Here is a 14,769-nt window from a genome sequence, read left to right on the forward strand (position 1 = left end):
CAGATATTAACACCATAAGAAAAACTGCAGTCGACACAGACTGCAGTTTTTCTTATGGGAACAGTTCCCGCTCCTCTTTCTGAAGGGCGATGAGTTTCTTCGAATACCAGAGGTATTTCCTGTAATGAACCTCATATTCCTCATGATGCCCATGGATGCACCTTATGATTTCCCTTCGGCTTTTCGCCTTCGGCAAGTGCGGGACACTATCCAGAAGCACTGCACCCAGACAGCTTGCATCCGTATCGTCCGCGAGCTCAAGGTCCCGCCCGAACACATCGGAAAGAATCCCGGCCCACACTCCACTTTTCAGAAACCCTCCGGAAGCCGTAAGGGATCTGCTCTCTCCTGAAAGGGCTGTCAGCATTTCCCATACTTCCCGGAGATTGAAGACCATCCCTTCCACAACAGACCGGAGAAGATGTTCTCTCCCATGAAAGGCGCAGAGCCCCACAAAAGAAGCGTTTAATGATCCATCCCAGTGCGGTGCCCGTTCTCCATAAAGATAGGGAAGGAAGAGCAGTCCGTCACTTCCTCTGGCAATCATGGACAGGCTGGTTTCCAGGTCCTCGTAGATGTCCTCTTTCTCTTCATGGATCACCCCTCCCAGCCAGTCTACTATATTTCCGCCGTTATTCACGGCCCCGCCGATGACCCATTTCCCTTTCATGAGGTAATAGCAGAAGGTTCTGCCGTAATCATCCAGCACTGGGGTGTCCACCGTCATGCGCACCGCACCGCTGGTACCGATGGTCACCGTTGTTTCGCCTTTCCTGAGTGCCTGGCTTCCTAGGTTTGACAGGCAGCCATCTGAAGCACCCAGCATGATTTCAAGATCCTTGGAAAACCCGAGTTTCTTGAGAAAATCCATGTTTTTCACAGGCAGCTTATCGGTCACATCATGAAGGCGCGGCAGAAGCGATTCACTGATTCCGGCATAGCTTAGCGCTTCCTCATCCCACGTGAGGGTATGAATGTTCAGTATTCCGGTGGCAGAAGCCATGGAATAGTCCATGACATGCTCCTTTGTGAGATGCATCAGTATATATTCCTTGATGCCCATGATTTTAACGGTTTTCCCCATGAGATCCGTATGCTTTCCCAGCCACAGGAGCTTGAAGAAAGGGCTCATGGGATGGATGGGCGTTCCGGTGTTTCTGTAGTGCTTCAGCCAGTCTCTGCTTTCTCTGAACGCCTCCACTTCATCGGTGGCTCTGTTGTCAGACCAGATGATGCTTCTCGTAAGAAGCGCATTGTCGCTGCCCAGGAGAATCAGAGCATGCATAGCACTGGAAAAGGAAAGAAGCTGAACCTCCTTCTCCCGCCCCGCTATGGGGATCAGAACTTCCTCCATGACTTTATAGAATGCCTCCAGCACTTCCACCGGGTGCTGTTCGGCGTAGCCTTTCCTCTCTTGAATGACCCTTAATTCTGCACTTGCCATGGAGACCCGTTTCAGATCTTCGTCATAGAGCACTGCCTTTATGTTTGTGGTTCCTAAATCAATTCCTATCCTGTATTTCATCCTGCTTCCCTTCTTCTTCTTTCTTAGCACTACTTCTATTATGTATCATTTTTCCCGAATGTCCATTTTTCGAAGGAAATGGATGTAGTTCGGAAAAAACATCCCTGTGCAGTATTTCCGCACAGGGATGTTTCACTTCATTATAAACTGATCTCCTACATACCGAAGTATGCTTTGATCTGAGCTGCCAGGGATTTTGCCATGGCTTTCTGGAAGACAGGATCAATGATTTTTGAAAGGTCTTCCGCATTGGACATATAGCCGATTTCAGTCAGAACCGATCTCATCTCCGTCTGTCTCAGCACTGCCAGGGTATGACCTGAAATACTCTGGTCCGTTCCATCTCTTCTGTTTCTGAATCCCATGGAGATGAAGGACTGTTTCACATAACCCGCCGCATCGATGCTTTCTCTGATGGAAGACTCCGATATGCTGGATACCTTGTAGGATGGATAGATGACAAAGGCTCCCTGTGAACTGCTGTTCGAGCTGTAATCATGATGGATGCTGAAGAACAGATCCGCATGCGCCTCATTGGCGATTCTTGCACGATCAGAAAGTTCAATGAAGGTGTCATTTCCTCTGGTGAGAATCGTCTTGAATCCGGCATTTTTGAGTTCCGCATCCAGAGCCAGCGCATACTGCAGCACGTAAGTCTTCTCATACACGTTTATTCCATTGAGATTTCCTCGTGCTCCGCTGTCCTTGCCGCCATGTCCCGCATCCACTACAATGGTCGGGATCTTTTCCACATTGATCTCTTTCGTATACGTCAGCTTCTCTCCGCTGTTTCCGTTCACTTCCACTTTTATGGTGTTCTTTCCAGGGAAGAGATTATTTCTCCTGATCAGATACTCGAATCCTGTATTGAGATTCTCATCATCCGCACGGGAAATTCCATACTGCGCTGTGCCCTGTGCTCTTCCGTTGAGATATACACGCACATTCTTCACACCAGTATTGAACTTTCCGTATCCGGATACAAGGATATCCTCGTTCTTGTAGTTCACCACATCCATGTGATCCAGCTTGCCTGCCGTTTCAATGGTCGGTCTGTTGTAGGTGAAGCTTGCAGTGGTCTTCACGGTGCTTCCATCTGCCATCTTCGCACTGGTGGTCACCTGATTGGTGCCACTGACAAAACGGTCTTTACCGACGATGAGTCGGAACCCGCTGGTGCCGGCATTGGCAAATTCAGGGTTGGAAGCCAGGATGTCATCCCTCTTCATATTGATCTCCGCGATGCCGATGGTGACGCCATTGATGATGACATCAACCTGCTTCACGGAATCATTGGTCAGCACATATCCCTTTACGGTCACATCCGCATAGTCCAGCGTTCCTGAAAGCCCTTCAATTTTTATGATGGAATCCGATGCTGAAGGTTCTTCCGTCTCAGGTGGTGTATCCGGTCCTGATACCTTTGTCAGGTAATCGATGGATACATATCCGGTCCTGCCGCTGTAGGTGACCTGCGCCCAGTTTCCATCAATTTTCTCAATGGTCAGCTTCGTCCCCTTAGGAATGGTCAGAATGATACCGTAGTTTGTTCCTGGACCGCTTCTGAGGTTCAGATTGTAGGTGTTCTCACGAATATCCTCACCTGCGGGGACTTCCACCTCCGGCTCATCATAGGGGCTCATATAGTTCTGTGAAGCATATCCCACATAACCGTTATAGGTGAGTTTTCCCCATTTGCCTGTAAAGGACTCCACGGTCACGATGGTTCCCTTAGGAAGCACCGTCAGTACAGTGGAGGTTCCATCCGGCTCCGCTCTCATGTTGAGATTTCCTGTGATGATCATCTTGCTGTTCACGATGACAGGTTCCTCTGGTGCTGGTTCCGGAGTCGGTTCCGGTTCCGGAGTCGGATCTGGTGTGGGGTCCGGTGTTGGTGTCGGCGTCGGATCCGGTGTGGGGTCCGGTGTTGGTGTCGGCGTCGGATCCGGTGTGGGGTCCGGTGTCGGTGTCGGGTCCACGGCCAGCTTCCTGAGATAGGCAGCGGAGGAATAACCGGTTCTGCCATTGTAGATCAGCTTTGCCCATCCTCCGCTTTCACTGAGGACTGTCACCTTGCTTCCCTTGGGAATGGTGAGCAGAATGGTTGCTGAAATACTGCCTGAACTTCTCATATTCAGGTTTTCTATGGTTTCTCTGATGTCACTGGACGGTTCCGGTGTGGGTGTGGGGTCCGGTGTGCTCGTAGATACTTTGGACAGATAATTCGTCGAAACGTATCCGGTCTTCCCACCATAAGTGACCTTTGCCCAGGTCCCAGAAACGCTCTGCACCGTGAGCTTTGTCCCCTTGGGGATCACACTCAGCACACTGCTGGTGATGGAGCTTGCGCTTCTGAAATTGAGATTGGCCGTGGTCTGCCGCACATCATCTACAGCCCCTGCAGGAGGATCCGGTGTGGGTGTCGGTTCCGGTGTAGTGGGTGAAACCACCGTAAGGTAACTGGTGGAGACATATCCGGTCTTTCCGCCATAGGTGACCTTCGCCCAGCCTCCGCTCTGACTTAATACGGTTACTGTAGTATTCCTTGGTATGGTTAATAATATTCGGTTATGAGTCCCAGCACCTGATCTCATATTGAGATTCGCCGTGGTCTTTCTGATGTCCGTACCAGACTCGGGTGCTGTATTGTCCGGCTGTGACGGTGCCGGAGTGGATGATGTCACAGATCTGAGATAGTTCGTGGAAACATATCCGGTCTTTCCGCTGTAGCTGACCTTCGCCCAGGAACCTGAAACAGACTGCACAGTCAGTGTGGTGCCCTTGGGTATGGTGAGCAGAATGGAGTTTGATAGACCAGCGCCGCTTCTCATATTGAGATTCGCCGTGGTTTCTCTCTTGTCCGTGGTGGTGCTTGGCGCAGATGGCGCAGCAGCAGCTGAAGCAGAGAATGACACATAGGATGGGTTCGCGCTGATGTAGAGTCCATTAGACAGCTTATACATCTCTTTTCCATCTACAGCATGCTTCTCTGTGACCTGAAGGGTAGTACCCTTGCTGTATGTTCTTGTCTTTGCATTCCAGTCGGGACCGCTGTATGCCCATAATGAATATGCAGTGACGGTAAGATTTCCTGCCTGAGTATTGATTACTGCCGCTTCCACAACTGTATCGATCCTACCCATCGGTAAAGCCGTAGCCGATAGACTCATCACTAAGGCAATACTAGTATGGAGCAATACTTTTTTCGCTCGTTTGCTTAACATAATCTACTCCTTTCATACTAAAATTATTCAATGTCTACCTAATGTTATAATTAATTCATAAGTTCTGTCAATTGATTAAGCGTCATTAAAAATATTTCACATTTCCCCCAGCAGAATCGATCACTGGTTCTGATTTTTCCAGTCCCGAAGGGGTAGCCATTCCTCCGGCAGAAGATGTTTGTACTGCGCCCAGGAATAGCGAAGATCCATGAGCAGCACAAGCCCCTGATCCGTTTCAGAGCGGATCACCCTGCCTGCCGCCTGCAGTACGCGATTGATGCCCGGATAGATATACGCATACTCAAATCCCAGATTATCCCTGGCGAAATAATCCTTTATAAGATCTCTTTCATAAGACACCTGAGGATAACCCACGCCGACAACTGAAGTACCGATGAGCGCTTCGCCCGCCAGATCGATCCCTTCTGAAAAAATCCCCCCTAAAACCATGAACGCCACAAAGCTCTTCTCTCTTTCCGCATAAAACAGTGACAGCACCTCATCTCTTTCTTTTTCACCCAGACTTGGTTCCTGGATATAGGTTTCAAAGAAATCACCATACTTCTCCATGAATATTTCGTGAACATCACGCATATACTTATAGGATGGAAAAAAGGCGATGTAGTTCCCTTTTTTTCCGCTGACCATTTTATGGATGTTCTCACTGATGCCCGAGAAACTCTCCTCTCTCTTTCTGTACCGTGTATCGATGCCTCTGTCCAGATAGACCTGGAGATTCTCCTTCGGAAAAGGAGAACCCAGCGTTTTTCTGTAATCCGCCTCTTCTCCCCCAAGAACATCAAAATAATAACTCATTGGGGACAAGGTGGCGGAGAACAGGATGGAGGCCTTGGCTCGTTTGAAGACATCAATGAGCAGATCTCTAGGGTAGACGCAGAAAAGCTTGATGATCACATTGGATCCGCTGTTTTCCTCATAGGTCACATACCCGTCATTGTAGAGTTCAGCTATATTAAGGAAGCTGTTCACCGCAAAGAAGAGATCCAGAATCTTTTCCCTTCCTTCAAAATCCTCTCTGACTTCCTTCTGGAAGATCTCAAATGCCATGAGAAAATCCTTCAGCGTGAAGATCAGGTCATCGGAAACACCGAAATAGTGCTGCTTTCCGCCCTTTTCCTCCAGCACTTTCCTGATTTCTATGAACTTCTTGTTGACCTTTGTCAGAGAGCGTTTCAGATAGGAGAACTTCTCCCCGGCTTTCTTCGCTTCCATGACCATATCTTTGGTCAGAAGCGCAGAGTACATGTCTCTGGATCTGTCCACAAGATTATGGGCTTCATCCACAAGAAAAATATAGTTTTCCCGGACATCCACAAAGAATCTTCTCAGATAGACCCTTGGATCGAACACATAGTTGTAATCACAGATGATGAGATCACTGAAATAGGAGAGATCCAGAGAAAGCTCAAAAGGACAGACTCTGTACTTTCTGGCATAGGAGAGAATCATCTCTTTGGAGTAGCTGCTCTCCTTCTTCAGAATGTCCAGTATGCATGCATTGATCCGGTCATAGTGACCTTCCGCGAAGGTGCATTTGTCGGGATTGCAGTTCACCTCATCATTGAGACAGACCTTTTCCTTGCTGGTGATGGTGAGAAACTTCACGCTGCCGCCCTTGTTTCTTATGATCTCCACCGCTTCCTCCGCTACGGTCTTCAGGGTTCCCTTTGCAGTGAGATAAAAGATCCGGTCCGCCTCCCCTTCTCCTATGGCTTTCACCGCCGGAAACAGGGTGGATATGGTTTTCCCGATGCCTGTGGGTGCTTTCGCGAAGAGCTTGCCGCCCTGCCGGAGCGTCCGATACACATCCACAGCCAGCTCTCTCTGGCCGGTTCTGTAGTTCAGGAATGGGAATTTCAGCTCCTTCAGAGATTCGTTTCTCTCCTTTTTCCATCTGGCATCTTCTCTCACATACTGCAGATACTCTTCTATGGTCTCCGTCACAAAGGTCTTCAGCTCTTCGTAGGTGAAGGTTTTTTCAAAGGTTTTGGAAACCTCCGTATCCAGATTGAAATAGGTGAGCAGCAGCAGGATATTCTCCGTCTTATGCTCTTCCATATACATGAATCCGTAGAACATCACCTGAGCCCAGTAGAGCCTGTTGAAGTCCTCATCCACATCTTCCAGCGGTGTATAGGTGGACTTGATTTCCTCAATGTAGCTGCCTCTGACCATCCCGTCTGCTCGGCCGTCCACTGTGAAGCGTATGTCCTCAAAGAGAATTTCATACTTCAGGTACTGTTCCTTTTCATAGGAAGCATTCTCCTTCTGTCTGTCCTTCTGAATCTTCACATGGGCACGGGTGCCTTCTTCCATTCTCTGGGGACTCGCCCCCATGGTCGAAGAAACAATATCCCCATATCGATGGACGAATTCTATTATATTTCTAACAGATATCTTAATATCAATCATAATAACTCCAAGTTGATTTCTATCCTTTTATGATATGAATTATACCATTAAACAGTGCTGAATACAGTCTGAAATGAACAATGTTGGTCCGCCTCAGGCACAAGGCGCAGAAAGCAAAAAAGTCCCTTTCGGGACTCTCTTAAGGGTCTGCTACAGTGATTTTTCAAGTGCACCGCTGAGCTTGTTGATACTGATGGTCAGATTCTCCATCTTGCCTTCAATCCTCGTCAGAAGATAAATGGCAATGACCATGGGAAATCCGATGTTGGCACAGGCATCAATGAGTACTTCCATATTTCTCACCCCATAGCTAACTATGCATCCTACAGGTGAAGCAGCGAAGATTAATTGATCAGTTCCTTTGCCGTATTCTTGATGAAGCTGGCTTTCGCCACCAGTGCGAGCACTGAGATGAAGATGAAGATTCTTTCCTTGTCCTCTTCTCTGATGTTCAGCTCATCCACATATCCTCTTAACTTCTTTTCATCAATGATGAGATTGGAAGTTGATTTGGCCTGATTCTTCTGGATTTCATAGAATAGCGCATAGGCGGTTTCCCAGGAGATGATGTCATCTTCACGATTGTTGATGTCATTGAAAGCCAGATTGAACACTTTCTTGATCTCCTCCGTGCTGAGAACCGGTCTCATATAGCTGACGAAAACCAGCTGAATCAGATGGATATTGGTGTATCCCTTCTTTTTCCCCTGATGGGGCTTGGCGATGACATCGCTTTTTATGTAATTCTGTATGATATTGATGGTGTAGGTCTCATCATTGAACAGGTCTTCCAGAAATTCAATGACCTGAGACAGAAACAGATCATATTTGGGGAAATCCTTTAAAGGCAGAATACTGCTTTTAGCTTTCACCTTCACGGAATCCTCAATACTGATCGCTGTAGGGTCCTTCTGATCGCTCATACATTCACATCCTTATTTAACACTTACTTTAACTTTATTATATGTTAATAAATACCATATATCAAACATTTTCAGTGTTCTTTCACGTTCTGTCCTATTGCGCACATCTATTGATGCTTAGGATGCAGATGCCCTACAGATCAAGGCTTTCTTTATAGACCTCTTTCTTGGGAATACCTCTCAGCTCCGCCACTTTTTTCACTGCCTCTTTCTTGGTGAGCCCTTCCTCCATCACTTCCAGAATATGTTCCTTTATGGACAGATGTATAAAGCCTTCTTCCCGCTCCATCTGAATCTCCTCCTGTGACTTTCCTGCAACCACCAGAACAAACTCTCCCTTGGGCTGTTTGTCTTCGAAGCACTTCAGCACTTCACTGACGGTGCCTCTCAGATGCTCTTCATAAAGTTTCGTCAGTTCTCGTGAAAGGGAAATCCTGCGGTCTCCAAATACTTCACGTACTGCTTCCAGTGTATCCAGAATCCGATGAGGTGCTTCATAGAAGATCAGCGTCTCTTCTCTTTCCTTGAGAAGCGCGAGCTCATCTCTCTTTTTCTTCTTCGCCTTGTCCAGAAATCCGATAAAGGTGAATCGTCTGGTATCCAGGCCCGAGGAAACCAGTGCATTGATGAGGGCAGAGGGTCCAGGCAGGACGTTCACTTCAATACCCCTTTCAATGGCCTTCTTCACAATGATCTCACCCGGATCCGAAATGCCCGGCATGCCGGCATCTGTCACCAGCGCGATGTTTTCTCCCCCTTCCACCTTGTCCAGAATGAAAGCGGACGCTTCCATCTCATTGTGTTCCCGGTAGCTTATGAGCGGTTTTCTGATTTCATATCGGTTCAAAAGCTTCGCTGTGACCCTGGTATCCTCACAGGCAATGCGGTCCACTTCACCAAGGACCTCCAGCACCCGGAATGAGATATCCTTCAGATTCCCGATGGGGGTCGGTACCATATACAGTTTCGTCATCTTCTATCATCTCCATAAATTCTTCTGATTTCATCTGAATAGGTTCCGTCTTCATTGTACACATAAAGGGGCGCTTCCACCTTGAGAAAGGCTCCTCCATCTCTCACGCCTTCCACCAGAACCATGGTGGGTGCTTTCTTTGTATTGGGATAGACCATTCTCATCCGCTTGGGTTCAATTCTGTACTTTCTCATGAGCGTCAGGATATCCGCAAGCCGCTCCGGTCTGTGGATCATATAGAACCTTCCCTGATCCCTGAGAACGGTTCTTGCTCCTCGGATCACATCTTCCAGATTCAGTGTGACCTCATGCCTTGCAATGGTCAAAGCATCCTTTTCATTGATGATACCGCTGTTCTCCTTCTTATAGGGAGGATTCACCGTGACCACATCGAACCGGGGCAGGCTCTTCAGCAGCGTCTCATCTCTGACGTCTCCCTTGAGGATCTTCACCCGATCTTCAATGTGATTAAGCTGCACGCTTCTCATGGCCATTTCCGCGAACTCATCCTGAAGCTCAATGCCCGTGATCTGCCGGGCATGACTTTTTCCATACAGAAGAATCGGAAGAATGCCCGTACCCGTGCAGAAATCCATCACCAGATCCTTTTTCTTCACCCTGGCGAAATCCGACAGAAGCACAGCATCCACACCGAATCGGAATCCCTTTTCCTTCTGTATGATTTTAAGGCCGTCTCTCTCCAGATCTTCCAATGTCTCCCCTGGCAGTAACTCACTCATAATAAACCCACTTTCGATCTTTTCTCATATTCTCTTACATTTTATAGGCAAACGGAGACGAATACAAGAAAGCACTTTCATCCAATCCATTGCCCGCTCCCTGCTATGGGTGAAACTGAGCTGAAAATAGGGTATAATATCTTACATATCTATAGGCGAGTGAGGAAATTATGATAGAGAAAATCAGAAACTGGGATGAACGCATTGTCATCTATATCAATCAGAAGATCAAAAGAAAATCCCTGGACTACTTTTTTGTTGCTGCAACGTACATGGGATCGGATGTTTTCGCCATAGGATTCATCCTGGCCTTCCTTTTTCTTCCTGTAAGCAAGATCAATGACTTTGCCCTATACGCTGCCGCTGCACTGATACTCTCTTCCATCACCGTGGGGATTCTGAAGAACACCATCCGAAGAAAAAGACCCTTCGAGACCATCATTGAACTGAAGAGTCTCAAAATCGGTGTGGACCAGTTTTCCTTTCCATCAGGGCACACCACTGCAGCTTTCTGCCTGGCAGTGACTTCGGCACTGGTGACAAACGGTCATGTGGCATCCACCGCCTACCTTGTGCTGGCGCTTCTTGTGGCGCTGTCAAGGGTTTATCTTGGCGTACACTATCCATCCGATGTCGTCGCAGGTGGTGTCATCGGAAGTTTCTTTGCACTGGCAGTGCATCTGTTTTAGGAGGTTGTTTTTTTATGTTTGATCAAATCAAAGGTGTCATTTTCGACATGGACGGAACGCTCATTGATTCCATGTGGGTGTGGAGAAAAATCGATGAAGATTTCATTCTGAAACAGGGCATTGAAATGCTGCCCGAAGATCTCATGGGAAATATTTCCCACCTGAGTTTCCATGAAACAGCAGAGTATTTCAAAAGAGAATTCAGGCTGCCTGAATCCGTGGAGGATATCAAGAACCACTGGAACACGCAGGCAAAACATGAGTATACCCATAACGTCCTTCTCAAGGACAACGCGCTGGCTCTTCTTACGGCACTGAAAGCCAAAGGCATCAAAATGGCCATCGCCACCAGCTCCTCCAAGGAGCTTCTGGAGAATACCGTATCTTCCAAAGGCATCGCCCATTTCTTTGATGTCATCGTCACAACGGATATGGCCGGAAAAACCAAAGTGGAGCCGGATGTCTACCTTCTGGCCGCAAAGCTCATGGACATCGCCCCTGAAAGCATCGCGGTCTTTGAGGACATTCCAGCAGCCATGACCGGTGCAAAAAAGGCAGGCATGAAGGTGTTCGGTGTCCATGATAAGTTCTCTGAAGACAAAAAAGAGGAGATTCTTGGCATCTGTCACACCTATATCGAGAATTTCGGAGAACTGCTTCCGCATCTTCTTTAAAGGAGCGCTCCTGCTTTCATGGTGAAATGGCACAAAAAAAACTCTTTCGAATCCATTGAAATGATTCGAAAGAGTTTTTCCGTTTTCAGTGCTATTTCTTGTATTCCACAGGGAACTTTTCCTGAAGCTCCGTCATGAGCTTGGTGTAGTATTCCATCTGCTTGTCCTGAAGCATCTTGTTCATGACCTCATCCTTGACGTCTTCAAACTTCTGTGGCTCAGACCCCTTCTTTTCAGTGGTCTTGATGATGTGGTATCCGAACTGTGTGGATACCGGGCTCTTTGTCATTTCTCCTTCGTTCATGGCAAAGGCCGCATCTTCGAATTCCTTGACCATCATGCCTCTTCCGAATTCTCCAAGGTCTCCACCCTGCTCCTTGGACGGACAGCTTGAATGTTCTCTAGCAGCATCTTCGAAGGAGATCTCCTCACTGATGATCTTTGTGATGAGCTCTTTTGCAAGATTCTCATCATCCACCAGGATATGACTGGCTTTGATGCTTTCCTGTCCCTGATATCTTTCAGGATGCGCTTCGTATACTTCCTTAGCCTCATCCTCTTCGATGGTTATGGTTCCTAGAATCTTGTTCATGGTGAAGCTGTACTTGATGTCCTTCAGCGCCTGCTCTACCTGAGCCATGTACTGAGGATCGCTTTCCAGGCCAAGCTCTGTTCCGAAGGCGTTGATCAGCTCCACGCTGACCAGCTGATCCAGCAGCTGCTTTCTGCCATATTCTGATTCAAAATAACTTCTTCTTTCTGGGGCTAATGAGGCAATGGTGCTGTCCAGGATCGCATCTGTGATTTCGATTCCGTTGACAGTTGCCAGTACTTTGTTTTCCATTTAATTTACTCCTTTTACAGTGAATTCTTTTCTATCTTAACATATTTCATAGGGATTACAAAACCATACCAATCATACTAAAGAAAGCTTATCTGCTTCTTAATTTTCAGTTCATACCTTCCCGCTATAATATAGAGATAATAATATTTATAGGAGTGATCGATTTTGGTGAAACTACATGAAAAAGCCCCTGATTTTACGCTCATGGGCTCTGATGACAAGAACCATTCCCTTAGTGACTACAAAGGAAAAAAAGTGATTCTCTACTTTTATCCAAGAGACAATACCCCCGGATGCACGCTGGAAGCGGAAAGCTTCCGAGACCACAATGAGACTCTCAAGGGACAGAATGCCGTGATCATCGGTGTCTCAAGAGACGACCTGGCGTCCCATGACAAGTTCATCACGAAACTGGATCTTCCCTTTGTCCTGCTTTCCGATGAGGATTCAGAAGTCTGCACTCTATATGATGTGCTCAAGGAAAAAAACATGTATGGAAAGAAATCCATCGGCATACAGAGAAGCACCTTCATCGTTGACGAAGAAGGCATCCTCATCTATGAGAACCGTAAGGTGAAGGCAGAGGGTCATGCAGAAGAAATCATCGAGTTCCTGAAAAGCAGAGAAGAGTAGGTGATCTGTTTGGAACAAGCACTTGATTTTGAAACGCTCATGAAAGAACTGGCGTCACTTGGAAAAGAACGCATAAAGAAAAGCTATATGGGAAGAGGCGCAAAAGAACCCCTCTTCGGCGTAGCCACAGGCGCTATGAAGCCTCTTTCAAAGAAAATCGGCATCAATCAGTCTCTGGCAGAAGAGCTCTACGCCACAGGAAACTTCGATGCCATGTATTTTGCCGGAATCATCGCGGATCCTGACGGCATGAGTGAAGAGGATTATGACAGATGGATGGATGCTGCCTATTTCTTCATGATCTCCGACTACATCGTTGCTGTGACGCTTTCCGAATCTGACATCGCTCAGAAAGTGGCGGATCGCTGGATCAGAAGCGGGGAGGATCTTAAAATGTCTGGTGGCTACAGCTGCTACTGCTGGCTTCTCGGCAACCGGAAAGACAGCGAATTTGACAAAGAGAAGCTGCGCTCCATGATGCGGCATGTGAAAGAGACCATTCATGAAGCACCTCAAAATGCGAAGAAAGCCATGGGGGAATTTCTCTATACCATGGCTCTATCCTATCTTCCTCTTCATGAGGAAGCCGTGGAGATTGCAGAGGAGCTGGGAGAAATCATGCTGATGAAAGATGAAAAGAATCCAAAGACCATCCATCCCATCGCTTCCATCCGTAAGGAGCTGGACCGGGGACGACTGGGATTCAAAAGAAAATATGTCCGGTGCTGAAAAAATATCTGGAACCACAAGGAGAAGCTGAACTTAACCAGCTTCTCCTTGTTTTCCCCTTATTCCCTTACAGTAATGGAGGCCGTAGCCACAAACATTCTCTTCTCGGAAAGGTCCTTCAGATTGATCACTTCCATCTTTCCATTATTAGACACCAGGACATGGAAATGATCCGCGTAGCCTGTGACAGTGACCCAATGATTGTAGAGTCCATCCCGATAGCCTTTGAAGAGTCTCAGGCCCACGATGAGCGGCACAGGATTGTCGGCATCGATATGCTTCTTGATATCCACCATCATGGCTCTGAGGCCGAGAAGGCTGCCCGCATAGCTGTGTATGATCTTCACTTTGGCTCTTTTTCCTCTGCTTGCATAATACCAGAGTGAAGCGAGCTTGAATCGAAGTGCTGTGGTGGGTCCCAGAAGATACTTTCTGAACATATGGTTCTGGTCTTTCACCAGTTCTTCTCGAACATAGGATTTCCCCTCCGTATACGCCGCATGGTTATTCAGGGTCACAGACCCGCAGCCGAACATGGCAAGAGGCTTTGTGGAAAGATGCTGATTTCCTCCGTAGAGGCCATCAAAGATCCTTCTGAAATCCCTGTTAATGGTTGTAAATTCTATACCGTTCACTACACGTTTCACATTATCTCTCCAGTCCGTTTTCTTTCATTATAGCCCCGAAGACTTTAAGCTGGCTTAATTCATGAAATTTTAATCCGGAATCTTCTTTATTCTTATATAAGAAAAAGAAGAAAACGAAAACGCGAGGCCACTGAAAAAGTGGCTCACAATAAGTCTGCCTCGAAGAAAAGAGAGAGAAGAACGCAAGTTATGCGAAACTTCTCTCTCTTTTCTTTTTTTATTCGGTGCTCTTACCTGTATTATTCTTCTGTTATTTATCGACTAAAGCCAATGTTCTTTTGACATTCACTGCAAAAATTGCGAATGCACCTTGTAAGGTCATGCCAAACAGACCTCGGCTGGAGGCAACACCATAGCCATGCCGATGTTTCAGTTCGCTGTTCTTTGCTTCAATCTTGTACCTGTGCTTCGAGTAGAGCTTAAATTCTTGGGTTTCCTGAAATGCTTTATGTTCAGAGTGCAATCTAGATGTTAATGTAACCGAAAAGCTCTTAGTCAGTGCACCTTCTTTGTAACAACCTTCTTTATGGGGACAAACCCTACATTTCTCGACATCGAAGAAATAGGAAACAACGGCTGCGAAACCTGTCTTTTCTCTTTTCTTTTTTCCTGTGATCGTTTTTCGAATACTCATGTGTCCAGCCTGACAAACATACATGCCAGCATCTTTGTTGAACAAGAATCTTGTGGAGTTTTTATTTGGGCTATGGGTGACTGTCTCACTAAGTTTTGCAA

14 protein-coding genes are annotated in these 14,769 nt (G+C 47.0%); 4 read left to right on the forward strand and 10 right to left on the reverse strand.

The window, feature by feature from the left end; genetic code table 11:
• Window positions 1-52 precede the first annotated feature (52 nt).
• The 7 genes from J3A84_RS13010 to J3A84_RS13040 all read right to left on the reverse strand — a co-directional run bounded on the left by J3A84_RS13010 (window position 53) and on the right by J3A84_RS13040 (window position 9,818).
• On the reverse strand, window positions 53-1,525 hold the full coding sequence (locus J3A84_RS13010) for a gluconokinase (RefSeq protein ID WP_207600467.1): 1,473 nt from the start codon (window positions 1,523-1,525) through the stop codon (window positions 53-55).
• 155 nt (window positions 1,526-1,680) lie between these two features.
• The gene (locus tag J3A84_RS13015; RefSeq protein WP_207600468.1) at window positions 1,681-4,749 is read right to left on the reverse strand and encodes an N-acetylmuramoyl-L-alanine amidase family protein; all 3,069 of its coding nucleotides are present in this window, start codon (window positions 4,747-4,749) and stop codon (window positions 1,681-1,683) included.
• A 120-nt stretch (window positions 4,750-4,869) separates the two neighbouring features.
• Complete coding sequence (locus tag J3A84_RS13020) at window positions 4,870-7,182, reverse strand: ATP-dependent DNA helicase (protein WP_207600469.1); 2,313 nt, start codon at window positions 7,180-7,182, stop codon at window positions 4,870-4,872.
• Between the two features lie 150 nt (window positions 7,183-7,332).
• Window positions 7,333-7,476 (reverse strand): YvrJ family protein, encoded by a 144-nt coding sequence (locus J3A84_RS13025; protein WP_207600470.1) that lies wholly within the window; start codon window positions 7,474-7,476, stop codon window positions 7,333-7,335.
• A gap of 50 nt (window positions 7,477-7,526) precedes the next feature.
• Complete coding sequence (locus tag J3A84_RS13030) at window positions 7,527-8,105, reverse strand: DUF1836 domain-containing protein (RefSeq protein ID WP_207600471.1); 579 nt, start codon at window positions 8,103-8,105, stop codon at window positions 7,527-7,529.
• Between the two features lie 133 nt (window positions 8,106-8,238).
• Window positions 8,239-9,078, reverse strand: coding sequence for a 16S rRNA (cytidine(1402)-2'-O)-methyltransferase (rsmI, locus tag J3A84_RS13035; RefSeq protein WP_207600472.1), 840 nt, complete (start codon window positions 9,076-9,078; stop codon window positions 8,239-8,241).
• The gene (locus tag J3A84_RS13040; protein WP_207600473.1) at window positions 9,075-9,818 is read right to left on the reverse strand and encodes a tRNA1(Val) (adenine(37)-N6)-methyltransferase; all 744 of its coding nucleotides are present in this window, start codon (window positions 9,816-9,818) and stop codon (window positions 9,075-9,077) included. The genes rsmI and J3A84_RS13040 overlap by 4 nt, the downstream gene beginning before the upstream one ends.
• A gap of 170 nt (window positions 9,819-9,988) precedes the next feature.
• Here J3A84_RS13040 and J3A84_RS13045 point away from each other — a divergent pair, with 170 nt between their 5' ends.
• Both J3A84_RS13045 and J3A84_RS13050 read left to right on the forward strand, forming a co-directional pair.
• Window positions 9,989-10,507, forward strand: a complete 519-nt coding sequence (locus J3A84_RS13045) for a phosphatase PAP2 family protein (RefSeq protein ID WP_207600474.1) — start codon at window positions 9,989-9,991, stop codon at window positions 10,505-10,507.
• Between the two features lie 14 nt (window positions 10,508-10,521).
• Entirely contained in the window at window positions 10,522-11,181 is a 660-nt protein-coding gene (locus J3A84_RS13050; RefSeq protein WP_207600475.1) for an HAD family hydrolase, read from the forward strand.
• 91 nt (window positions 11,182-11,272) lie between these two features.
• Here the strand turns inward: J3A84_RS13050 and J3A84_RS13055 are convergent, their stop codons facing one another.
• Window positions 11,273-12,025 (reverse strand): peptidylprolyl isomerase, encoded by a 753-nt coding sequence (locus J3A84_RS13055; RefSeq protein ID WP_207600476.1) that lies wholly within the window; start codon window positions 12,023-12,025, stop codon window positions 11,273-11,275.
• A 168-nt stretch (window positions 12,026-12,193) separates the two neighbouring features.
• On the opposite strand from J3A84_RS13055, the gene J3A84_RS13060 reads away from it, so the two are divergent.
• Together J3A84_RS13060 and J3A84_RS13065 are read left to right on the forward strand one after the other, a co-directional pair.
• On the forward strand, window positions 12,194-12,658 hold the full coding sequence (locus J3A84_RS13060) for a peroxiredoxin (protein WP_425350764.1): 465 nt from the start codon (window positions 12,194-12,196) through the stop codon (window positions 12,656-12,658).
• A gap of 9 nt (window positions 12,659-12,667) precedes the next feature.
• Entirely contained in the window at window positions 12,668-13,387 is a 720-nt protein-coding gene (locus tag J3A84_RS13065) for a DNA alkylation repair protein (RefSeq protein ID WP_242694225.1), read from the forward strand.
• Between the two features lie 59 nt (window positions 13,388-13,446).
• Here J3A84_RS13065 and J3A84_RS13070 read toward each other — a convergent pair whose 3' ends face one another.
• Window positions 13,447-14,034, reverse strand: a complete 588-nt coding sequence (locus tag J3A84_RS13070) for a hypothetical protein (protein ID WP_207600477.1) — start codon at window positions 14,032-14,034, stop codon at window positions 13,447-13,449.
• A gap of 250 nt (window positions 14,035-14,284) precedes the next feature.
• On the reverse strand, window positions 14,285-14,769 hold a 485-nt coding region (locus tag J3A84_RS13075), incomplete at its 5' end, for a transposase (protein WP_207600478.1).

Origin of the sequence: Proteiniclasticum aestuarii, from assembly GCF_017368455.1 — a bacterium.
GTDB classification, from domain to species: Bacteria; Bacillota; Clostridia; order Clostridiales; family Clostridiaceae; genus Proteiniclasticum; species Proteiniclasticum aestuarii.

Bases quoted from the DNA above. Each gene is read 5' to 3' on its own strand.
- J3A84_RS13010 (WP_207600467.1), bottom strand. From the start codon at position 1,525: ATGAAATACAGGATAGGAATTGATTTAGGAACCACAAACATAAAGGCA.
- J3A84_RS13015 (WP_207600468.1), bottom strand. From the start codon at position 4,749: ATGTTAAGCAAACGAGCGAAAAAAGTATTGCTCCATACTAGTATTGCC.
- J3A84_RS13020 (WP_207600469.1), bottom strand. From the start codon at position 7,182: ATGATTGATATTAAGATATCTGTTAGAAATATAATAGAATTCGTCCAT.
- J3A84_RS13025 (WP_207600470.1), bottom strand. From the start codon at position 7,476: ATGGAAGTACTCATTGATGCCTGTGCCAACATCGGATTTCCCATGGTC.
- J3A84_RS13030 (WP_207600471.1), bottom strand. From the start codon at position 8,105: ATGAGCGATCAGAAGGACCCTACAGCGATCAGTATTGAGGATTCCGTG.
- rsmI (WP_207600472.1), bottom strand. From the start codon at position 9,078: ATGACGAAACTGTATATGGTACCGACCCCCATCGGGAATCTGAAGGAT.
- J3A84_RS13040 (WP_207600473.1), bottom strand. From the start codon at position 9,818: ATGAGTGAGTTACTGCCAGGGGAGACATTGGAAGATCTGGAGAGAGAC.
- J3A84_RS13045 (WP_207600474.1), top strand. From the start codon at position 9,989: ATGATAGAGAAAATCAGAAACTGGGATGAACGCATTGTCATCTATATC.
- J3A84_RS13050 (WP_207600475.1), top strand. From the start codon at position 10,522: ATGTTTGATCAAATCAAAGGTGTCATTTTCGACATGGACGGAACGCTC.
- J3A84_RS13055 (WP_207600476.1), bottom strand. From the start codon at position 12,025: ATGGAAAACAAAGTACTGGCAACTGTCAACGGAATCGAAATCACAGAT.